The sequence below is a fragment of the Embleya sp. NPDC005971 genome, from assembly GCF_040629175.1.
GTDB lineage: Bacteria > Actinomycetota > Actinomycetes > Streptomycetales > Streptomycetaceae > Embleya.
Map to the genome: position 1 here is coordinate 96,774 of NZ_JBEXUX010000014.1, position 21,468 is coordinate 118,241.

17 protein-coding genes, 1 tRNA gene and 1 pseudogene are annotated in these 21,468 nt (G+C 71.5%); 7 read left to right on the forward strand and 12 right to left on the reverse strand.

Annotated features, from left to right (window positions below):
- Positions 1-1,003: 1,003 nt before the first annotated feature.
- Positions 1,004-1,423: a TOBE domain-containing protein gene (locus tag ABZ374_RS15245; RefSeq protein WP_360310945.1), complete on the reverse strand. Its 420-nt coding sequence runs from the start codon at positions 1,421-1,423 to the stop codon at positions 1,004-1,006.
- A gap of 275 nt (positions 1,424-1,698) precedes the next feature.
- Here ABZ374_RS15245 and ABZ374_RS15250 point away from each other — a divergent pair, with 275 nt between their 5' ends.
- The 4 genes from ABZ374_RS15250 to ABZ374_RS15265 all read left to right on the forward strand — a co-directional run bounded on the left by ABZ374_RS15250 (position 1,699) and on the right by ABZ374_RS15265 (position 6,381).
- A complete protein-coding gene (locus tag ABZ374_RS15250) occupies positions 1,699-2,463 on the forward strand; it encodes a MerR family transcriptional regulator (RefSeq protein WP_360310947.1) in 765 nt (254 codons plus the stop codon).
- Positions 2,464-3,898: 1,435 nt separating this feature from the next.
- The gene (locus ABZ374_RS15255) at positions 3,899-4,336 is read left to right on the forward strand and encodes a DUF4259 domain-containing protein (RefSeq protein ID WP_360310949.1); all 438 of its coding nucleotides are present in this window, start codon (positions 3,899-3,901) and stop codon (positions 4,334-4,336) included.
- A gap of 284 nt (positions 4,337-4,620) precedes the next feature.
- Positions 4,621-5,583 carry a sigma-70 family RNA polymerase sigma factor gene (locus ABZ374_RS15260; RefSeq protein ID WP_360310951.1) on the forward strand — a complete coding sequence of 321 codons (963 nt, stop codon included), beginning with the start codon at positions 4,621-4,623 and terminating at the stop codon, positions 5,581-5,583.
- 387 nt (positions 5,584-5,970) lie between these two features.
- Positions 5,971-6,381 carry an SgcJ/EcaC family oxidoreductase gene (locus tag ABZ374_RS15265; RefSeq protein ID WP_360310953.1) on the forward strand — a complete coding sequence of 137 codons (411 nt, stop codon included), beginning with the start codon at positions 5,971-5,973 and terminating at the stop codon, positions 6,379-6,381.
- Between the two features lie 1,186 nt (positions 6,382-7,567).
- On the opposite strand, the gene ABZ374_RS15270 is transcribed toward ABZ374_RS15265, so the two are convergent.
- Positions 7,568-8,140 (reverse strand): TetR family transcriptional regulator, encoded by a 573-nt coding sequence (locus tag ABZ374_RS15270; RefSeq protein ID WP_360311061.1) that lies wholly within the window; start codon positions 8,138-8,140, stop codon positions 7,568-7,570.
- Between the two features lie 84 nt (positions 8,141-8,224).
- On the opposite strand from ABZ374_RS15270, the gene ABZ374_RS15275 reads away from it, so the two are divergent.
- Positions 8,225-9,175 carry an NADP-dependent oxidoreductase gene (locus ABZ374_RS15275; RefSeq protein ID WP_360310955.1) on the forward strand — a complete coding sequence of 317 codons (951 nt, stop codon included), beginning with the start codon at positions 8,225-8,227 and terminating at the stop codon, positions 9,173-9,175.
- Positions 9,176-10,132: 957 nt separating this feature from the next.
- Here ABZ374_RS15275 and ABZ374_RS15280 read toward each other — a convergent pair.
- Both ABZ374_RS15280 and ABZ374_RS15285 read right to left on the reverse strand, forming a co-directional pair.
- Positions 10,133-10,582 (reverse strand): hypothetical protein, encoded by a 450-nt coding sequence (locus ABZ374_RS15280; RefSeq protein WP_360310957.1) that lies wholly within the window; start codon positions 10,580-10,582, stop codon positions 10,133-10,135.
- Between the two features lie 106 nt (positions 10,583-10,688).
- On the reverse strand, positions 10,689-10,934 hold the full coding sequence (locus ABZ374_RS15285; protein WP_360310959.1) for an ATP-binding protein: 246 nt from the start codon (positions 10,932-10,934) through the stop codon (positions 10,689-10,691).
- 59 nt (positions 10,935-10,993) lie between these two features.
- On the opposite strand from ABZ374_RS15285, the pseudogene ABZ374_RS15290 reads away from it, so the two are divergent.
- A pseudogene (locus ABZ374_RS15290) lies at positions 10,994-11,509 on the forward strand (amidohydrolase family protein); the annotation flags it as partial.
- 141 nt (positions 11,510-11,650) lie between these two features.
- On the opposite strand, the gene ABZ374_RS15295 reads toward ABZ374_RS15290, so the two are convergent.
- From ABZ374_RS15295 to ABZ374_RS15305, 3 genes are all read right to left on the reverse strand, one after another.
- Complete coding sequence (locus ABZ374_RS15295; RefSeq protein WP_360310961.1) at positions 11,651-13,108, reverse strand: Fic family protein; 1,458 nt, start codon at positions 13,106-13,108, stop codon at positions 11,651-11,653.
- Positions 13,109-13,175: 67 nt separating this feature from the next.
- Positions 13,176-13,250, reverse strand: a tRNA-Arg gene (locus ABZ374_RS15300).
- 118 nt (positions 13,251-13,368) lie between these two features.
- A complete protein-coding gene (locus ABZ374_RS15305) occupies positions 13,369-14,781 on the reverse strand; it encodes an MFS transporter (protein WP_360310963.1) in 1,413 nt (470 codons plus the stop codon).
- A gap of 68 nt (positions 14,782-14,849) precedes the next feature.
- Between ABZ374_RS15305 and ABZ374_RS15310 the strand changes: the two genes are divergently transcribed.
- Positions 14,850-15,455, forward strand: coding sequence for a MarR family transcriptional regulator (locus ABZ374_RS15310; protein WP_360310965.1), 606 nt, complete (start codon positions 14,850-14,852; stop codon positions 15,453-15,455).
- Positions 15,456-15,599: 144 nt separating this feature from the next.
- Here the strand turns inward: ABZ374_RS15310 and ABZ374_RS15315 are convergent, their stop codons facing one another.
- The 5 genes from ABZ374_RS15315 to ABZ374_RS15335 form a co-directional block, all read right to left on the reverse strand.
- Positions 15,600-16,757, reverse strand: a complete 1,158-nt coding sequence (locus ABZ374_RS15315; RefSeq protein WP_360310967.1) for a methyltransferase — start codon at positions 16,755-16,757, stop codon at positions 15,600-15,602.
- A gap of 25 nt (positions 16,758-16,782) precedes the next feature.
- Positions 16,783-17,901: a glycerate kinase gene (locus ABZ374_RS15320; protein WP_360310969.1), complete on the reverse strand. Its 1,119-nt coding sequence runs from the start codon at positions 17,899-17,901 to the stop codon at positions 16,783-16,785.
- Positions 17,902-18,026: 125 nt separating this feature from the next.
- A complete protein-coding gene (locus ABZ374_RS15325) occupies positions 18,027-18,914 on the reverse strand; it encodes a sugar phosphate isomerase/epimerase (RefSeq protein WP_360310971.1) in 888 nt (295 codons plus the stop codon).
- A 61-nt stretch (positions 18,915-18,975) separates the two neighbouring features.
- Positions 18,976-20,148 carry a dihydrodipicolinate synthase family protein gene (locus ABZ374_RS15330; RefSeq protein ID WP_360310973.1) on the reverse strand — a complete coding sequence of 391 codons (1,173 nt, stop codon included), beginning with the start codon at positions 20,146-20,148 and terminating at the stop codon, positions 18,976-18,978.
- The gene (locus tag ABZ374_RS15335; protein WP_360310975.1) at positions 20,145-21,314 is read right to left on the reverse strand and encodes a Gfo/Idh/MocA family oxidoreductase; all 1,170 of its coding nucleotides are present in this window, start codon (positions 21,312-21,314) and stop codon (positions 20,145-20,147) included. The genes ABZ374_RS15330 and ABZ374_RS15335 overlap by 4 nt, the downstream gene beginning before the upstream one ends.
- Positions 21,315-21,468: the final 154 nt, after the last annotated feature.

Genomic DNA, 21,468 nt, shown 5'->3' on the forward strand with positions numbered 1-21,468 from the left:
GCCACAAAGGCGCGATCGACGGCCGCGGGTGAGCGCCGAGCGGCCGGTTGCGAGGGCCTCGACGTCGTCGGCAGGGATGATGTCGGCACTGTGGTCCTGTGCCGGGGTCGGCGGTGCACGTGGGGTCGGTGATTCGGTGAGCGGGACCAGTGGGGCGGGGCTGCCGTTCGTCCACTCGGAACCGATGGCGGCGAGAGCGTCGGCGGGCGCTGCGCCGCGCAGGAATGCCGCGCCGTGTCTGCCCACCACGCGGGCGCCGTCGCCGTCCCGGACGACGGGACCAGGCGGGTGATTCCGGGAGCCGGTCGCACCTCGCCGGTCACGGGAATTGGAGGCAGCCTCGGGGAAGGGCGTCCGGTCAGGCCGGCCAACAGGGGCGCGCGGAGGGTGTACGCGGCGACGAGCGCGGCGTACGGGTTGCCCCGGCAGGCCCACCAGGCGGCGGTCGGCTCCCAGCCGGGCCAGCAACTGCGGATGGCCCGGGCGGCACGCCACGGTGTCGACGATCGCCTCCGCGCCACCGGTGCGGAGCAACCGCCGCCGTCGGTCGGTGCTCCCGACCGAGGTGGAGCCGGTCCCGACGACGTCGGCATCGTGCGATTCACGGACTGCGGCAGCGAGCGAGTCGGTCCACACGGCTCCCGCCCCAACCGCTCCGCGGATCCGCCACAGCCCGCGTCCGGCGACCGCGTACCCCGTCCATCCATCGCGGCGGTGTCGAAGCCCGGAAGTGGCCGTCGGGTCCGGACCGCGTCGGCCGGCACCAGCCCTGCCGCATCCGACAGCGGTACCACGACGGCTGCCATCGGCCGTGCTGCGGCGTGAGCCGGTTCGCGCACCGCCCGCTGCCAGGGCGCTTCACGAGCTGCCGGGCCCGCTGCCGGCCTGTCGTCGATCGGGAGCACAGCCATGCGACCACGACGCCGTCACGGCTTTCCGCCCTGCGTACACGAAGTGTCCGATGCACATCGCCTCGTTCACGCCCACAAGCGGGCGGTCCGAGTCAGACGGTGGCGAGTGAGACCTCGGTCGACTTGAGCAGTGCCGTCACCGAGGAGCCGACCTCGAGGTCGAGTTCGCTCGCGGCATCGGCAGTGATGGCGGCGGTCAGTTCGCCGTCCTCGACGGTGATCTTGACGCCGGCCATGGCGCCGCCCGCAGCGATCCGGGTCACGGTGCCGGGGATCTTGTTGCGGATGCTGAGCCCGGAGACCGATCCGGTGGCCAGCGACACCTCGGTGGACTTCACCAGCGCCCGTACCTCACGGCCCTCGGCCAAGCCGAGATCCTCGACCGCATCGACGGTGATCGCGGCGGTGAGTTCACGCCCTGAGTTCAGGCGAACCTTGACGGTCGCCATCACCTCGCCGGCCGTCACGGAAGTCACGGTGCCGGGGAACTGGTTGCGGATGCTGAGCGACATCTGACACACCTGAATTCTCGATCGTCCGGGGGCGGATCCCCGGCAGGTGATCACCACGCTAATCGGGACGAATCCCCACGTCGAAACGCACGCGAACAGCGCCTCGCAGATGCGACCCGACAGCGTCGGACGCCCTGCGAATGCGGTACGCGGTTCCGCCTCGGCGCCGCCACGACGGTCCGCGACATACACCCGTGCCCGCCCGTCGGTGCTCACCTTCACCCGGGGCGCGCCGCAACCCGATCGCACCAGCGCCGGTGCGGGAGACTGGTCCGATGTTGACGATCGGCGAACTGGCCTCGTACGGAGGGGTGACGGTGCGCGCGGTGCGGCACTATCACGCCAAGGGGCTGCTGCCCGAGCCGAAGCGGGACCACTCCGGATACCGGCGCTACGGCGGCGGCGCCGTGGTCGAGCTGATCCGGATTCGCACGCTAGCCGAGGCCGGGGTACCACTGGGGCGCGTGCGGGAGTTGCTTCAGGCCGACGAAGCGGAGTTCGGCGCGGCGGTCGCGGACATCGACAAGCGGCTGCAGGCGGAGATCCGGGAGCGCCAACGCCACCGCGAGCGGCTTGCCCGCCTCGCCTCCGGGGACGACCTGGTACTGCCTCCGGAGGTGGTCGATTTCCTCGACCGACTGCGAGCGCTCGGCGTCGACGAACGGATCGTCCGGGTCGAACGCGACGGCTGGATCCCACTCGCCGCGCACTCACCCGACCGAATCCCGGAGTGGGTGGCCCGCAAGCGCGAACAACTCGCCGACCCGCAACTCGTCGACTTCTACCGCACCCTGTCCCAGGCCCTCGACCGTACCGACGACGACCCACACCTGATCGAACTCGCCGACAACCTGGCCGCCTACCTCACCCACCTCGCCGAAGCACAGGGCGAGCACCACCCCGACGACCCCGCCCCGGACCCCACGCTCGCCACCGTCATGGACACCCTGGCCTTCGACACCGCCCCACCGGCCCGCCACCTGACCACCCTCCTGCACGAACGCGGCTGGACCGGCTGGACCACCCTCAAACGCACATGACGCCATCGAGGGAACGATGCCCCCACCGCGTCCGAACGGGCGATCCGCTTGCGGAACTGTCCCGCTTCCGAAGGGTTTTCCACGGCTGTCCGACCGGCAGGCGCGACGGGCTGTTCGAGCCGACCGATGGGGTGCTGTGCACCGACGGGCCGGCGCCGGCGCCGGCGCCGGAGCCTGAGCCCGAGCACCGGCGCGGGCACGGAGCCCTGTACGCGGCGCCGAACAGGGCCGCCTGGACCTCGACCGGCTGCGGACCGAGCCGGCCGGCCTGCCGTTGTCACGGACGCCGACGGTCGCCCGGGGCTCGCAGTGGACGTCTCGCCGTGGCTGCGTCTGGACGCACAGACCTGCCCGGACCGGTTGTTCTGCCACCTACGGCCGCCCGGCGACGCAGAGCACCGGATGATCCCCGGCCGGCCGTACTCCTTCGTCGTCGCGCTGGAGACCGGGCGTACCACCTGGTCGGCGGTCCCGGACGCGGTGCGGCTGGAGCCCGGTGCCGACCTGGCCGCCGTGACCACCACCCGACTCCGCGACACGATTGACCGGTTGATCGACGCCGGGCACTGGAAGGCGGGCGTTTCGGAGGTCCTGGCGGTGATGGACGCGGGCGACGACGCCCCGCGCATCGCCCGCCTGCCGACCGACCTGCCGGTGCAAGTCCTCGGCCGGCTCCGTCCCGGACCGGGTGATGCGTCGCCCGGCGCCGACCCGCGCGGAGTTCGCTCCGGCCACCCCTGCCGGGGCCGACCACCCAAGCACGGGGCCAAGTTGGTTTTCGGCGACCCCGCCACCCGGGGTGACGAGCGGGCGGTCACCTGCACCGCCACCGGCCGCTACGGGCACCGTCGTCGCCCGGTTTGGGACCGGCTCCACCCGCATCTGACCCGCCGCGCTGCCTGGCCGGAAACCACGACGGGCCGCTGCCCCTTATCGAGGGCACCGTGTTCCGCCTGGCCGTCGAAAGCTGCCCATCGGCAGGGTGAACCGCCCGGTCCGGCTCCGGTGGCCGCGCATCGGCGCCGACCCGGCCGACGCGAACCGCTCTCGGCAGGCGTTCCTCCGCCGCTTCGACCTGGAGTACACCTTCCGCCTGCTCAAGCAGACCCTCGGCTGGACCCGGCCCCGCCTGCGCCACTCCGCAGCGGCCGACCGATGGATCCGGCTGGTCATCGCCGCCCACGCCCGGCTCCGTCTCGCCCGCCCGCTCGTCGCCGACCTCCGCCGGCCTGGGAGCGACCGGCCGACCCGAACAAACTCATCCCCGCCCGCGTCCGCTGCGGGTTCAGGAACCCCCACACAAAGGCGCCCTCACCAGCGGAGGCGTGGGGCCGCGTCGGATTTGAACTCCTGCGGAAGCCGGTCCTCTTCGCGCCGAGGCCCCACTGTCGGCAGTCGATGCGAGGATCCGGCCGACCAAGACGAGAGGACTGCCGTGGGTACCTGGGACATCGGCCCCTTCGAGAATGACATGGCTGCGGACTTTGCCTCAACCCTCGACGAAGCCGCCGAAGCGGACCGCGAAAAGGTCGTCCGCGACACGCTGGTCACCACGATCGACACCCGGGACCACCTCGACGGCAACGAGGGCTGCGAAGCCGTCGCGGCAGCCGCCTTGATTGCGGCGCAGTGTTCCGACGGCGAGCCGGTCAGCCCCTTCTTCGGCCCCAAGGAACCGGTGCCGGCCTTCGCGAGGGAACTGCGTTCGTTCGCGGTCGATGCCCTCGACCGGGTCCTGGCCCCCGAGTCCGAGCTCGCCGAACTCTGGGACGACACCCCCGACGGCCCGCGTTGGCGCCTGAGCATCGACCAGCTCCGATGGATCCTCGACCCCCGCCTCCGGCCGCAGGAAGACGTGCTGTTCGAGATCTGAACCGCGAAACACACCGTCACCGCTCCACGCGAAGGGAGCGAGTCGGAGCCGAAAGATGGCCCTGTCGGTTGCTGAGAATTGGCCTCTTGGGGTGGTTGTTCTCAAGGGCGGGCATTCGGCCGGCGGGGACTGGGGGCTTGCTACAGTCGGCCCGGCCGACGGGGGCTGTCCCTGGTCGAGGCGAGTGAGCGAGCGCGCGGTCTTTGCGGGCCGTGACGCGGCTTCGGTGTTCCCGCGTGGTCTCTGTGCTGCGGTCTCGGTGCGAGCGAAAAAGGTGCGTGCACGTGGCGGGAAGAGAAGAAGGTTTCGAGCGCCTGATCGAGCCGTTCCGGACGGAACTGCTGGCCTACTGCTATCGGATGCTCGGATCGGCCCACGACGCCGAGGACCTGGTCCAGGACACGTACCTGAGGGCCTGGCGGGCACGGGAGCAATACGACGCCACTCGCAGTTCGCTGCGCACCTGGCTCTACCGGATCGCGATGAACGTCTGCCTGACGGCCCTGGAGGCTCGCGGTCGCCGGCCGCTGCCGTCGGGGCTGGTGGCCGCGTCGGATCCGCTCGGGCCGCTGGTCCAGGGGGAGAACGCCGCCTGGCTCCAGCCGTTGCCGGACTCGTTGTTGGGTGCGGGCGATCCGGCCGGGGCCGTGATCGACCGCAGCAGCCTGCGCCTGGCGTTCGTTGCTGCTCTGCAACATCTGTCGGCGCGTCAGCGTGGCGCGTTGATTCTGCGTGACGTGCTCGCCTTCTCCGCGTCCGAGGCGGCGGAGATCCTCGACACCACGGCCGTGTCGGTGAACAGTTCCCTGCAGCGGGCGCGTACCCGGATGACGGAAGTCGGAGTCCGACAGGAACGTCTCAGCGAGCCGTCGGCGGCCGAGCAACGTGCTTGGGTCGATCGCTACATGAAGGCGTTCGAGCAAGCCGATGTCGAGGCTCTCAAGCGGCTGCTCACCGAGGACGTGCTCATGGAGATGCCGCCGGTGCTCAACTGGTTCGTCGGCCGCGGCAACTATGGCCTGTTCATGGAGTGGGTCTTCGCGAAGGCCGGAACGGACTGGCGCCTGAGGGCAGTTGCGGCCAACGGCCAGCCCGGGTTCGCCGCCTATCGGCGCGTCGGTGAGGGATACGAGCTGCACACGCTCCAGATCTTTACGGTCACCGCCGTAGGCATCAGTCGGAATTCGGTGTTCCAGGAGGCCGAGGTCTTCGCGTCTTTCGGTCTGGCGCTCGAACTCGACGCCTAGCCGGGGACTTGTCGACGTCGGGGAAGGCGTGTGGCTGCGTTGGCGGCGGTGGAGTGGAGGCGGTGGAGGCGGCCAGGGATCCATGGCGCTACGGCAGGTTCCTTGGCGCATGTGGCCACCCTTGAACCGATGCCCGTAGTGTCGGTCGAGTTTTCAAGGGATGTGTGCAGGTCAGGGGCTTTGGAACGCTCGGCGGTCCGTCGTCGACTCCCGCCCCGCGACCTGCATGTCTGCGGCTGACAGGGCCTCTGCAACGGTGCGCTCTTCCTGCCGGAGACGCTTTAGCATCTCTTGACCATGGGCGCGATGAGTTCGGACCTCGCCGTCGGTATGTAGTGGCGAGTTCGCCGGAATACCCCGGGCGGACCGGTCACAAGGGAGCATGCGATGTCAGACAGTCGTGCGGAAGACAAGGCCGCGATCCAGGCCGTGCTGGGTGACTCCTACAAGGCGTGGGAGGTCGGCGACGCCGAGGGCATGGTCGCCAACTACACGGCGGACGCGACCGCGATCATGACGGGCTCGCTCCGGGACAGCCGTGCCGTGATCCGCGAAAACATGGCCCTGGCCTTCGCAGGGCCGCTCAAGGGCAGTTCGACCTACAACAAGCAGCTCAGCATCCGCTTCGTCGGCTCGGACGGCGCGATCGTCGTCAGCGAATCCGGCATCCTGTTCGCCGGGCAGTCCGAGGTTCCGGACGCGGGCAAGGTGAACGCGACCTGGGTGTTCGAGAAGCGGGACGGCCGGTGGTTGATCGCCGCCTATCACAACAGCCCCGTGCTCGCGCCCGGGCAGTGAGCCGTGGCTGCGCCGCGGGGCACGGGGTGGGCCGGCCGCGGGATGTTCGCTACCGGGTTGGTCGTTGAACATTTCGATCACCGGTTCCGCATGCTGCGGCGCAGCTATGTCGGGAACGCATCGTGATCCACGCCCCCTTCCCCATGGGCAGCACGAGCATCCGATCCCTGGGGGCGGCCCGCGTGGGTTCGCGCCGAGTACTGAGCACTGAGCACTGGGCCCGTCCCGTCAATCGGGACGGCCCCAGTGGGCTCGGCGTCGCATGGCAGTCGGCCTTCCCGGCGCAGACGTTCACGCGGTCGTCGCGTTGTATGCACTCGGCCATATCCCGATCGAGGAACCGCGCGTGCTGCCGGACCGGATCGCCACCTGGTTACGCCGGCTACAGCAGGGTGGGTGGTTCCTGGCCGCCACTTGCCACGGGGCATGGACCGGCACGGACGAGAACTGGCTCGGGCGTGCGCGCGACTCCCATGTCCGGAACACCCAGCCGGCCGCCGACGCGACGAAGCCGGCCAAGTCCTGCTCCACGCCCACCGGAAGCCGCCCGAGCTCGGAAGCGGACAACTCGATCACCGGGCTGTTGCCCCGTCCGACCCGACGGCCGGCCGGCCGGTGTCGCCGAACCGCTCGGCAGTCGGCTCGGCTGCGGATCGTGGCCGAGCCAGGGTCGATTGCTGCCGTCGACAACCTTGTCCCACGCACGCCGGCCCTCCGGCCTACAGCAACAACCGGGCGGCAACGTGACTCCCGCAGGGCCTTCCATCACCTCCGGAAGCCCGCGTCCGAAGCCGGAGAACTCGCACCCGAGTCACGCCCGGTCGACGCCGAGACACAACTCCGGTAGGAACACGGCAAGTTGCGGAAGCACTGCCACGGTCTGGAGGAACGCCTTGCCCTCCATGCCACCACCATCATCAAACTCGCCCTCGAAAACCGGGCATTACAGGATCAAGCCATCGAACACCGTGCAACTGTTACGCCACTCCACCGGACGCAACGCAGCCGCGAGATGGCCGGGACTCCCGACGCTACGGCCAAGGCCAAAGTAGCGCGTTGCCGCTGGTCACGACCTTGTTGCAGGTCCGTGAGGCGGAAAGGGGCCACTTCGGTCAGGCCCGGTCGGCCGACCGGCGACGGGATACCTTCGTGTCCGTTGCGAACGGCCTCGGGAGTCCTGGCCGACTCAGCGGGCCGTCGGAGCCGGCGGCGTGACCACCTCGCGCAGCTCGTCGGTGGCCTGGGTGATGAGTCGGGAGAGGGAGGCGTCCGGGTCGGTCAGCCAGCGGGACGTGGCGCGCCGGTGGATCGTCAGGACCACGTCGATGATGAAGCGTGCCTTGCCGGGCTCGACGCCGCGGCGCTCGAGCGCCCGCGCCAGCGCGTCGGCGATGTCGGCGAGCTTGATCAGATCGCGCTCGGCCAGTGCCGGGTTGGCGGCGATCACTCTGACGCGGCGCAGCAGGAACTCGCGCGGGCGAAAGATCTCCTCGGCGGCTTTCAGCGCGGTCAGCAGCGCCTCGAGCGGCGTGAGGCCCGGGTCGGTCGCCTCGAACTGGGCGACGAGGTGGGTTTCGAGCTCGTTGCCGGCGAAGAGGACTTCCCGCTTGTCGGGGAAGTAGCGGTAGAAGGAGCGCTCCTTCAGACCGGCGGCGCCCGCGATCTGCGCGACCGAGGTGCGCTCGAACCCCTGCGTCTCGAAGAGCTCGAGCGCCGCGCGTTCGAGCCGGCCCTGTGCGTCGGATTCCCATCTCGGCATGCCCACCAGAGTACGACAACAGAAGCTGTTATCAGCCTGCTATGGTCGATGACAACAGATGCTGTCATCACGAGGGAGATCGTCATGAAGGCTCTTCAATTCGACCGGTTCGGTTCCCCGGACGTGATCGTGCTCCGCGACGTCCCGCAGCCGGTGCCGGGACCCGGTCAGATCCGGATCGCCGTGCGGGCGTGCGGCCTGACACCGGCCGACTGGCACGTCGTCGACGGTCTCCTCGCCGACCGTCTGCCGCCGCTGCCGCGCGGGCTCGGCTTCGAGGTCGCGGGCACTGTCGACGCGCTCGGCGAGGGCGTCACCGGCGTGCGGATCGGCGAGCGCGTATTCGGCCCGGCCACCTTCCACGGCCCGACGGCCGGCGCCGCCGAGTACGCGCTGATGCCGGCCTGGGCGCGCATCCCCGAAGGCGTCACCGCCGAGCAGGCCGCCGCGCTGCCGATGGCGGCCGAGACGGCGTGGCGCGCGCTCGACGACCTCGGCGTCCAGCCGGGTGAGCTGCTGCTCGTCCACGGCGCGGGTTCCACCGTGGGCGAGGCGGCGGTGCGCTTCGCGCTGCACCGGGGTATTCGGGTGATCGCCACCGCCGGGCCGACGCGGGCCGCCGCCCTGGAAGAGATCGGCGCCCGGGTGGCCGCCTACGGCGAGGGCATGGCCGAACGCGTCGGCGCCCTGGCCGGAGGCCGCGTCGACCGCGCCCTGGACACGGCGCCGACCGGGGGCCGGATCGACCGCGCCGACCAGCCCAGCCCCGCCGGCGGCTCGCTACCGACCCTGATCGAGATGACCGGGGATCCCGACCGCGTCCTCACCGTCTCGGACTTCGGCGCCGCGGCCGAGCTGGGCGTCCGGATCACCACCGACATCCGCTACGACCGCATGGACGAGTTCGCCCGGCTCGCCGGCGAAGGCATCCTGGTCGTACCGATCGCCCGCACCTACACACTCGACCGGATCCAGGAAGCGGCCGAGCTCAGCCGGTCCCGCCGACCCGGCGGCAAGCTCATCCTCGTCCTGTGATCGCCCTGTCGGCCCGGTAAAGCGAGACCACCTCGACGAGGAGCGGGGGCCAGGCATCCCCTCCTCGTCCGCGGCGCCGCCTCCCGCGTTGGCGCGGAGCGGCGAATTGCAAGAGCAACTTTCCGCACCAGCGGCCCAGGGCCTCGCAGCGGTGATCGATCACGAAGAGTGCGCCGGCGTCGGAACCGGAACTCCCCTGCGCTTGCTCCGCTTTGGCGGACACCGTCGTTGTGGTGGTCAGGCCGCGAGTGCGGCCTCGTATTCGACGGGTGTGCGGTAGCCGAGGCTGCTGTGGAGCCTGCGGATGTTGTTGCGACTTGGATCCGGCCGCGCTCAGTGGTCCGGCCCACTGCGCGTGAGCCGAGAAGGACCGCCCACCGGGCCTGATTGGTGACAGTGGCACCGGCCAGGTCCCGTCCGCCCATCGCGACGGGCACCGAGGCGGCGAGAGCCGGCTGCCACGGCCGGTACCCCTCGGCGACGAAGCCGGTCGGCGAACTCGTCGAGGCAACGGCCCAAGACGTTCGCGGACCCGCGTCCGAGCGCGGCGATCGTCGAGGCGCTCACCTTCGGCAGCCACATCATCGCGACCGGCACCGACTCCCCCGATCTGCGCAATCCGACGCCCTGCGGAACCGGCCGACAGCCGTCCGAGCATGAGCGTGGGCCTGGGCCTGAGCGGCCTTTCGGGGCCGGGCCGGCTGCATCCCGAGCCCGGGTGCGAGGAAGGCGTGCCTGGAGCGAACGCTGAACGCGCTGGGGCGGCCCGCCCGGGACGTCACTCCGGAGGACATCACCCGCGTCGTCGGGGACCCGGCCGTCGCAGGCCGGGCAGCATCGACTCGACGCGGAGTCGGCCCCGGTGCTTGACCGACATCGAAGCTGCGATCCCGTAGTCGGCCCGACCTCATGACAACGGCCGTGATCGTCTTGTCTCGACGAGGTGGGGTGTGGACGTCAGTCGCCGGATACGCCCCAGAAAGCGATCTCGTGCGGGATGCCGTCCCGGTAGAGCACCATGTAATGGCCGCTCCATCGGGGGGCATCATCCAGAGCGTCCAGAATCCCGAAATCCATGGCGTCGAAGTCGGCGCGGCTCGGTCGATCCGAGCCGAACCCCGCCCGGATCACGGACGCGGCCAACGGGCGCACCGTCCCGAAGTCGTGATCCTCGCCGGCGTCGATCACCCGGTTGACATCCAGCACCGAATGGGTCCCATGGGTGCCCATGAATTCCCAGTAGAGCTCGTTCTGCCACAGATCATCCGGCGAGGCCGGCGCGGGCAGGTCCCAGTCCGTGGGACTCCAGTTGTGGCCGGCCGCGAACTCCTCGGCTCGCAGAGCCTCGAGCGCGGCGCCGACGTCTTCCCGGTACGGCACGACGTAGCTCCAGCCCGATGCACCCACGTGTCGTCCCCTCCCTGCGGCACTGGTCGTCCTGCGGCGTGAGGATGCTAGCGGCGCCTTCCGACACGACGATCGGCTCGTGATCCCGATGTCCTTCGGCGCTGCCTCAAACAGGTTCGCCGAACATGTGCGCTTTCTCGAACGACTTGTCGGTGGTAATGGCGACGCTGTTCTTCTCTCCCTGTTCGATCAACAGGTGGAGGGGCAACTCGGCTTTTCTGCGGCCGAGTTCCAGGTAGTGATGTTCGTCGATGCAGAGCAGGTCGACGCGGCCGCGGGCGATGGTCCTGGCCGGCTGTTTCTCGTCCGCTGCCTTGACCAGCTCGTTGACGAGTTGGTGGCCGGCACGCATTCGCCCCGGAAGCCGGCCATTGCGGCCTCGGCGCGCTCGTCGACGAGGCCGCCCGGCTCGGCGGACGCGGCGTCATGGTGCACGCGCACGGGGCGCGGGCGGCGGAACTCGCGGCCCGTGCGGGTGCACGCAGCGTCGAACACGGCACCTGGCTCGACGACGCGGCGGTGGGCGCGATGGCCGAGCACGGGACCTGGCTGGTGCCCACGCTGTCGAATACGCAGACCGACCCCGCAGCGGCGGCCGAGGGCGCGGCCGAGGCCCACCGGCACGCGGTCGGCCTGGCGATCGAGGCCGGTGTCCCGGTCGCGACGGGCAGCGACAACCCGGTTCGGCCGCACGGCGAAGTGCTCCGCGAGATCGAGCACCTGTCCCGGACCGGCCTCGGCCCCGCCGGCGCCTTCCGCGCCGCCACGCGCGGCGCGGCGCGGCTGTTCGGCCTCGCCGGCGACCGGGGCGAGATCGCCGTCGGCAAACGCGCCGACCTGGTCCTGCTCGCCGGCACCACCCTGGACCCGACCGCGCTGGACCGACGCATCCGAGGCGTCCGGCGCGACGGAGTCCGAGCCCGCTGACCCGGGATCCTCGGCGAAGAAGTCGAACCCAGGGGTGTACTCGGCCGTCGGCGGACCCGCGAACGAGCAGCAATCCGCAGGAGCCGCACCCGCATCCGCTGTGGGCTCCGCAGCAACTGTGCCCGATCGAAGCCGGCCCGCTCAGGTCGGCGCGGAGCCCGAGCCGGAGCCCGAGCCGGAGCCCGAGCCGGCGGCACCGGCGCCGGCGGTGCGCCGAGTCTCCTGGAGGTGCACCGCGATGTACCCGGCAAGGATCAACGGATCCTCGGGATCACCCGCCTGAAACGTGATGCGGCGCACCAGATCGACCCTGTCCAGGGCAACACCCTCGCGCGCCAGAACGAAGGCCAGGGCCAGGAAAGCGGAGCGAGCGTTGCCGTCCTCGAAGGGGTGGAAGAAGCACACGTCGAGACAGGCACGTGCGGCGCGTGCGGTCAAGGGAAGAACCGACGCCCGCTCCTCCGACGCAGGAGCGGACGCACCCCCCTCCAACGCAGGAGCCGACGCACTCTCGGCCAGGCAGGCATCGAGCCGCCCACGCGTGTCGGAACCGATGCCATAGCGTTCCCGACCCGCCTTGGCGAAGGCGGGCCGGGTCCGGAACGGCGGCGGCTGCGGGGCGCCCGGGACGTACTGCTGCCAACCACGGAGCAACTCGAAGTCGAGCGAGGCGCCGCGCGCCGCGTCGGCCCGCATCGATTCCAGCGCGGCGAGCAGGCCCTCCGCACGGGCCGGGTCCACGGCGCCGTCGAAGCTGCGGATGTCCTCCACCGCCCCGTCGCGCGACGGGGTCACCGGTCCCTCCGGGCCACCGTCCGGAGCCTGGTGCCAGGGCACCGTCTCGCGCAGGGCGAGCCAACGTCGGAGGTGGTCCGGCACGGGCCCGGCGGAGCGAGTGCCGTCGTCCGGTCGCAGCGACCGGGCGAGTTGCTCGGCGATGTCGTCGACCACCACCGTGTCGGGGTCGGTCCAACTGTGGAACCGCCCGCCGACGGCCTCTTCGACCAGGTCGTGGGCGACGTCGGGGGCAACTCCCCAGCGGGCCAGGAACCAGGTGAGCACCTGACGGCAGTGCCCGTGCCAACCGCTGCCGCAGCCGGTGCGGTCGATCACCTGCAGGATCAGGTTGCGGGCGGCGCGGTCCCACAGAATGCGCTGGTCCTCGATGGTGGCCAGGTCCAGTGGGTACGCCTCGAACCACTCGGCGAGGTTCTCCAACCACCCACGCCATTCGCACAGCGCCGCGACGACCCGGGCGAGTGTTTCCTCCGGGGTGGTGATCGAGTCCCGCGGGCAGCACCAGTGTCCGACCGGCCCGCCGTCGAAGTCCCCTTCGTCGTGTGCCCAACGCCAACCCACGACCCAGCGGCCGTAGTGCCGGACGAGAGAGTGCGACATGGCGTCCGCCCAATGCCTGGCCTCGCCCCCGGCCCAGGCATTCATCGCCGGGTCGACGATGTCGACTTCGGGGCGGCGTGGTATCCGCCGAGCGGGGCCGAGCGAGTGCACCACCCGCGTCGCCGACGCCTGGTCGAAGGCATGGCGGCTGGGATCCACCTCGTCCCAATCCAGCCGGCCGGGGCTCAGTTCGGGAATCACCGGGTAAACCTGCCCGGTTCGTGCGAGGAGTCGCGTTCGACGCGAGTGCTGTACCAAGGCCTCGTCATGGCCGGCATGGCGGGTTCTGCCCCCGCGCCCTTCGGATCCGAAGTCCGATGCTCTGCTGCTGAGCTACACGCCGCTGTTGTTGTGCCCACAGGTTAGGGGGAGTCGAGGCCGAGGACAAACCATTATCGGGGGCCCGGCGGTATGGCCGACGTGTGGGAACGACACGACGCGAAGCCCCGACCGGGCAGCCCTCAGCCGGCCCGGTCGGGTTCGACAACGGTCGCGTGGGCCGTCTCGGTCGGCAACTGCGCCGGCTTGGGCGGGGTTTCCGTCTTGGTCGGCAACTGCGCCGGTATGGGCGGGAGTTCCGTCTCGGTCGGCAACTGCGCAGGAGTGGATGGGACTTCGGTCGCAGAGGTGGGCTGCGGCTCGGACTGCACCGCGCGTACGTCCGGCAGAAGCAGCAACCCCACGTTCGTGGCCACCACCAATACCGCGCCCACCAGCAGCGGCGTGCTCGTGCCGATCGACGCCGCGATCGGGGCGGCGATCGCCAGGCCCAGCGGGCGGGTGGCGAAGGAGATCAGCGCGTCGAAGGAGCCGACTCGGCCCAGCGCTTCCGGCGGGATGCGGTGCTGGAGCGTGGTTTCCCACAGCGGACTCAGCACGCCCAGGCCGAACATGGCCGCGAAGTACGCGGCGGCGACGATCGCCAGCGGCGCCCGCAGCGCGAGGGCGGTCAGCGGGAGACCGTACAGGGCGGCGCCGAACGACGTGGCCACCAGCGGGCGGCGGACCGGCAACCGGGACGCGCTCAAGGCCCCGAGCAGCACGCCCACCGTGCCGACCTGGGCGATGATCACCCACGAGCGGTCACCGCCGAGTCGGTCCACCGCGATGATCGGGCCGAGGGCGAGCAGGAAGCCGGCCGCCAGATGCCAGACGCCGTGCGCGGCGACATTGGCCAGGAACCAGGGATGGCGCCGGGTTTCCGTCCACCCCGCGCGCAACTCGCCCAGGAACGGACCCTGTTCCCTGGTGCGGACGACGCGTTCGGGGCGCATCCCGCCGAAGGTGGCGGCGGACGCGACGAACAGCAGGCCGGTCAGGAGCGAGGACCAACCGGGCCCGACGGCCAGCATCAGCGCGCCGGCGGCAGCGGGGGCCGCCACCTGGGCCAGGCCCTGCGCGACGCCGAGCCGGGCGTTGACCCGTAGGCGCTGCGACTCCGGCACCACCACGACCACCAGCGTGCGGATCGGCGAGATGCCGAACGCGACGGCGGCACCGGTGAGCGCGGACAGGATCGCCAGGTCGGCGATTCGCACCGGGCCCGCGAGCAGTTCGGCGCCGATCGCCAGTTGGGCGCCGGCCCGGACCAGGTCGGCCGCCAGGATGACCCGATGCGGGGGGAAGCGGTCGGCGATCACCCCCGCCACCGGGAGCAGCAGCAACATCGGCAGCAGTTCGCAGGCCAGTACCAAACCCAGCTCGGTGCCCGAGCCGGTGTGTACCAGGGCCAGGGTCAGGGTGGTGGGGATGAGGGCCGTCGCCAGGGCGGCGAAGGTACGGCCGAGCAGGAGCCGGCGCGTGGCCGGAGTCATGACGGCCGAGGCCGTGGTGGCCGGCGTCACGGCGGCCGGGGGCACGGGAGCTGGGGTCATGGCATCGAATGTATTTCGTCAGCGAATCATTCGTCAACGAAGTATTGCGGGTCCAGCATAATGGCCGCATGCACGGTGAGGGCCGGGAACAGATCGGGATCGAGTCGGACGGCGAGGCCGCGGCCGAGGTCCGAGCGTCGGCCGACGCGGACGGCTCCGTCGACGCGGGCGGCTCCGTCGACGAGGACGACTCCGTCGACCGGCACATCGCGCGCTGGCGGCACATGGCGCCGTTCGACGAGCGCGTGGAGGGCATCGTCACCCGGATCCAGATGCTGACCAAGCACCTGGCCCAGGTCAAGGGGCGGGCCCTCGCCGAGGTCGGCCTCCAGCCCTTCGAGTTCGACACGTTGCACCGGCTGGCCTCGCGCGGCGTGCCCTACCGGGCCACGCCCTCCGAACTGGCCGCGGAGCTGATGGTGTCGCCGGCGGGAATCACCGGCCGACTGGACACCCTGGAGGAGGCCGGTTCGATCCGGCGCATCCGCGGCACCGAGGACCGTCGCCGGGTCGACGTCGAACTCACCGACTCGGGCCGTGCCCGCTGGACGGCCGCGATGAAACTGCTCGACCGAGCCGAGCGCGCGATGGTCAAACCATTGGGGGAGGCGGACCAGGACGTGCTGCTCGCGCTGTTGAAGCGCATGTTGCTGCGAGTGGAGAACGGCGGCTGAGGCACGGCCGCGCCGGCGGCGCCGTGCACCGACCGGGCCGCTCCCGGACCACGCCCTGCGCCCGGGGCGCGGCGCGTGGTCCGGGAGCGGCCCGGGGACTCTGCGATGCGGTGCTCGTCCCCGGGAACTCCCGGTTCGGACCCGTCAGTTCTTGACGGCCCGCAGGACCACGAACTTCGGGTCGCTCGCCACGATCTCGCAATTGCCGAACAACCGGCGCAGCTTCACGTGGTAGCCCAGGTGCCGATTGCCGATCACCCACAGTTCGCCGCCCGCGCGCAGCGCCGCGCGCGAACCGGCGAACATCCGCCACGAGATGGCCTCGGTGGTGGCCCGATGGGTGTGGAACGGCGGGTTGTTCAGGACCAGGTCGACGCTCTCGGGGGCCACGTCCGTCAGACCGTCGCCCACCATGAACTCGGCACCCGCGTCCGAACCCAGGTTCTCCTCGAACGTGGCCCGCGCCGACGCCACGGCCTGATGCGACTCGTCCACGAACAACACGTCCGAGCGCGGATTGGCCAGCATCACCGCCGTACCCACCACACCGTTGCCGCAGCCCAGGTCCACCACCCGGTCGCGACCGGTGCGGCGCGGGAGGTTGCGCAGCAGGAAACGGGTACCGATGTCGAGCCGGTCGGCGCAGAAGATGCCCGCGTGGTTGGTGACCACGATCCCGGACCCCGCGCCGACGTCGGCGGGCAGCGCGTAGCTGCGCGGCCACGGGCTCGCGGTCCGCGGGAGCGTGGGGTCGGGCGTGGCGAAGATCAGCCGCGCCTTCTTCACCGCGAGCGAGGTCCGGGTCGGGCCGATGAGGCGCTCGAACAGCTTGAGCGTGGAGGTGTGGATCTCGGTGGTCATCCCGGTGCCGACGACCACCGTGTCCGCGTGCACGCCCGGCGCGAGCCGGTGGAGCTGGTCCTCCAGCAGGGCCAGGTTCTTCGGGACCCGGACGATCAGCACGTCGATGCGCTCCGGCGGCGCGTCCCGGGTGGACAGCAGCTCGACCCAGTGCGGGTCCGCCTCGTTGCGCGCCAGGTTGGCGCGGGTGGCCTCCTGGCCGAGGAAGGAGTCGCTGATCTGTACCGGCCGGGACTCGGCCAGGGCGGTGACCAGCGCACCCCACCGGTCGCCCACCACCACGACGCGGCCGGACAGGTCCGTCGGCTTGTCGTCGTCGATCCCGGCGAGGTGCCGCAGCACGTACTCGTCGGCCGCGTCCCACGCGCGCAACAGGTCGCGGGGATCCTCGGGGTAACGGGTGAGCTCGAACTCGCCGGAAGGCGCAGAGAAACGGTTCATTGTCCACCCAGCCTAGCCGGGCCCGTCAGCGGCGTCGGACCGCGCCGTCGACGTCGAAGCGGCCGGCCAGCGCGGCGCCGGCTCGATCGAGCCAGTGCGCGGCCTCGGCCCGGGCCGCGGCCGCCGACCCGGCGAGGCGGGTCAGGTCGGTGGTGGCGACGACACCGGGCGGTGGCGGCACGGCGACCGAGCCGGCGACCAGGGCCACCGGAACGCCGGCCCCGTGGTGGGCGAGGTCGAGCACCGTGCCGACCACCTTCCCGTGCAGGGAGGTGGCGTCGAAGCAGCCCTCGCCGGTGATCACCAGGTCCGCGCCGGCGAGCGCGGCGGGCAGGCCGGCGAGCTCGGCCACCCGGACGGCGCCGGGGACGATCGAGGCGTTCCAGGCGGCGGCGAATCCGTACGCCGTGCCACCGGCCGCCCCGGCGCCGGGCGCGGCCGGGTCGCCGGCCAGGAGGGCGGCCAACCGCGCGAGGCCGGCGTCCAGGCCGGCGACGTCCTCGGCGGAGGCGCCCTTCTGCGGGCCGAACACGGCTGCCGCACCGGTCGGGCCCAGCAGCGGGTTGGTGACGTCGGTGAGGATCTGCACGCCGCCGGGCGGAGGGGCCGCCAGGCGGGTCGCGTCGATCGTCGCCAGGCGGGCCAAGGCCCCACCACCGTACGGGAGTTCTCGACCGTCGAGGTCGCGGAAGTGGGCGCCGAGCGCGGCCAGCGCGCCCGTGCCGCCGTCCGTCGAGGCCGAGCCGCCGACCGCGATCACCAGGGCGGAGACCCCCGCCCGCAGCGCCGCGCCCACGACCACGCCGAGGCCGGCGGTGTGCGCTCCCAGCGGGTCGGGCGCGGCCATCAGCGGCAACCCCGACACGGCGGCCAACTCGACCACGCCCACCCCGTCCGGCAGGCGCAACCACGCGGAGTCGACGGGCCGCCCGTCCGGACCGGGCGCGCCCGGCACCGGCATCCGCACGGCTGCGGGAACGGCCCGCGCCACGGCGTCGAGCGTGCCCTCGCCGCCGTCGGCCAGCGGCAGCCGTACGACGTCGTCGCCGGGCCGCACCCGCAGCCACCCCTCGGCCAGGGCGGCCGAGGCGACATCAGCCGCGACGGTGCCCTTGAACGCATCCGGGGCGATCACGATACGCATGACGTGTTCCACTTTCCTGGTCGGCGATTTCGGGGATGGCACCAACGACGGGCCGGCCGCCTCGACCGCCGCCGCCCACGCTCGTGGGCGGCGGCGGTCGCCGTTCTTCTTCGGAGCGCCCGACGTCAGCCGAGCACCTCCGTCACATAGCGACGCTTCATGGTGTCCACCACCGCGTCGCCGTCCGCGGCCCAGACGTCCGCGTTGAAGATTTCCACTTCGACGTCGCCGGTGTAGCCGGCCGCGTCGACCGCCGCCGCCATGGTCCGGAAGTCGATCACGCCGTCGCCCATCATGCCCCGGGCGAGCAGATTGTCGGCCGGCAGCGGCAACACCCAGTCGCACACCTGGAACGAGGCGATCCGCTCGCCCGCCCGCGCGATCGCCGTGAACAGGTTCGGGTCCCACCACACATGGAACGCGTCCACCACGACGCCCACTTGCTCGACCGGATGCGGTTCGGCCAGGTCGATCGCCTGATCCAGGGTGGACAACACCGCCCGGTCGGCGCAGTACATCGGGTGCAGCGGCTCCAACGCGAGCCGGACGCCGTGTGCACCGGCGTAGGGCGCGAGTTCGGCCAGCGCCTCGGCCACCCGCTCCCGGGCGCCCGGCAGATCGCGGTCCCCGGCGGGCAACCCGCCCACGACCAGCACCAGGCAGGCCGCCTGCAACGCCGCGGCCTCCTCGATCGCCCGGCGGTTGTCCTCGATCGCCTCGGCCCACGCGCCGGGCTCACGCGCCGTCAGGAAGCCACCGCGACACAGCGACGACACCCGCAACCCGGCGTCGTGTACCAGCTTCGCCGACTCGGCCGCACCCGCCTCGGCCACCTTGTCCCGCCACAACCCGATGGCCGGCAACCCGGCCCGTACACAACCCTGCACCGCCTCGCGCAACGACCATGAGCGCGTCGTCCACTGGTTCAGCGAGAGCCGCGCCAATCGCGGGTCGCCGGCCTCGGGCGTGGGCGTGCCGGCGGGCTTGCCACCGGGGATGTCCACCGTGCTCATGTCGACGCTCCCGTCCTGGTACCGAAGCCCGTCCCCGCCCGGCTCTCGCCGCCTGTCGGCCTCACCCGCGCACCCCCGCCACCGCGAGCAGCGCCCGCATGCGGTCGGCCGCCAGGTCGGCGTCCGGGAACAGCCCGGCCGCGTCCGCGAGGCGATACGCCTGCGCCAGGTGTGGCAGCGAACGGGCCGACTGGGCACCGGCGATCATGCCGAAGGCCGGCTGGTGACCGGTCAGCCAGGCCAGGAAGACGATGCCCGTCTTGTAGTGATAGGTGGGGGCGGCGAACAGATGCCGCGACAGCGCGACCGTCGGTGTGAACAACGCGTCGTATCCGGCCGTGTCGCCCGCGTCCAGGGCCCGCAGCGCGCCCGCCGCGACCGGGGCGATCGCGTCGAAGATGCCCAGCAACGCGTGGCTGAAGTGCCGGTCGTCGCCTCGGATCAGCTCCGGGTAGTGGAAGTCGTCCCCGGTGTAGAGCCGTACACCCGCCGGAAGTTCGGCGCGCAACCGGATCTCGTGGTCACGGTCGAGCAGCGAGACCTTGACCCCGTCGACGCGGTCCGCGTGCTCGCGCACCACGGCCAGGAAGACCTCGGTCGCGGTGTCCACGTCGGCCGATCCCCAGTAGCCGGCCAGCGCCGGGTCGAACACCTCGCCCAGCCAGTGCAGTACGACCGGACGTCGCACCTGGCGCAGCAGCGCCCCGTAGACGCGGCGGTAGTCCTCGGCGCCGCGCGCGACCGCGGCGAGTTGGCGGCTCGCCATCAGCACCACCTTGGCGCCCGACTCCTCGACCACCGCGACCTGTTCCGTGTACGCCTCGATCACCTGATCGATCGTCAGGTCCGGGTCGGCGTGGTCGGTGCCCGCGCCGCACGCGATCAGCGCGTACGGATCGCCGACCGTGGCGGCCTCGGCGGCGCTGCGCCGGATCAGCTCGGCGGTGGCCGACCAGTCCAGGCCCATGTTCCGCTGCGCGGTGTCCATCGCGTCCGCGACCGCGAACCCGTGCGACCACAGGTGGTGTCGGAAGGCGAGGGTGGCGTCCCAGTCCGGTACGGCCGGGCGCCCCGGGGTGTTGTCCGCGAGCGGGTCGGCCACCACGTGTGCGGCGGCGTACGCGGTGCGGGTTCGAAAGGCCGGGCCGCCGGGGGCCGCGCCGAGGTAGACCCCGGTGGGCTCGTACGGTTCCAGCGCTCCGGCCGCGGTGGGCAACAACAGGCGGGCGGTCACGCGGACTTCCCGTCCAGGACCGGCAGCTCCACCCGACGGCCCTCGGCCGACGAGCGCAGCCCGCACTCGGCCAACTGCACGCCGCGTGCCCCGGCGAGGAAGTCGAAGGCGAACGGCTCGTCGGCCACCACGTGCCGGACGAAGTCCTCCCACTGCACCTTGAATCCGTTGTCGAAACCGGCGTCGCCCGCGTTGTCCGGCACCTCCTGCCACTGGTCCCGGAAGGGCTCGGTGACCGGAAGGTCGGGGTTCCACACCGGAGTCGGCGTCGCCGAGCGGTGCTGGACGCGGCAGCGGCGCAATCCCGCGACCGCGCTGCCCTCGGTGCCGTCCACCTGGAATTCCACCAGTTCGTCCCGGTTGACCCGGACCGTCCACGAGGAGTTGATCTGCGCGACGATTCCGCCCTCGAGTTCGAAGATGCCGTACGCGGCGTCGTCGGCGGTCGCCGGGTACTCGCGCCCGTGCTCGTCCCATCGGGTGGGTATGTGGGTGACCGCCTTCGCCGTCACCGCCTCGACCCGGCCGAACAGGTTCTCCAGCACGTAGGACCAGTGGCAGAACATGTCCACGACGATGCCGCCGCCGTCCTGGGCACGGTAGTTCCAGCTCGGACGCTGGGCGGGCTGCCAGTCGCCCTCGAACACCCAGTAGCCGAACTCGCCGCGCACCGAGAGGATTCGGCCGAAGAAGCCGCCCTCGATCAGCCGTCGCAGCTTGAGCAGGCCGGGCAGGAACAGCTTGTCCTGCACCACACCGTGCTTGACCCCGGCGGCGTCGGCGGCCCGGGCCAGGTCGAGTGCGCCGCTGAGCGTCTCGGCGGTGGGCTTCTCGGTGTACACGTGCTTGCCCGCCGCGATCGCCGCGTGGATCGCCTGCTCGCGCGCCGTGGTCACCTGTGCGTCGAAGTAGATCGAGTTGGCCGGGTCGGCCAGCGCGCCGTCCAGGTCCGTCGTCCACGCGGTGATCCCGTGCCGGTCGGCGATCGCGCGCAACTTCTCCGCGTCCCGACCGACCAGGACCGGTTCCAGCCGGACCCGGGACCCGTCGGCGAGTGCGACGCCGCCCTGATCACGAATGGCCAGGATCGAGCGGACCAGATGCTGGCGGTAGCCCATCCGGCCGGTGACGCCGTTCATCACGACGCCGAGGGTGTGGGTGGTCATGGGTGGGGCCTCTCAGAAACGCGAACGGGACGGAAGCGGGTCGGCCTTCCCGATGGGAAAGCGCTTTCCCGTAAGCTAGGCCGCCACGACGATCAGGTCAAGGGAATGGAGAGCACGCCGGGCTGTAGACAACCCGCAGAGGCCGGGCTCACCC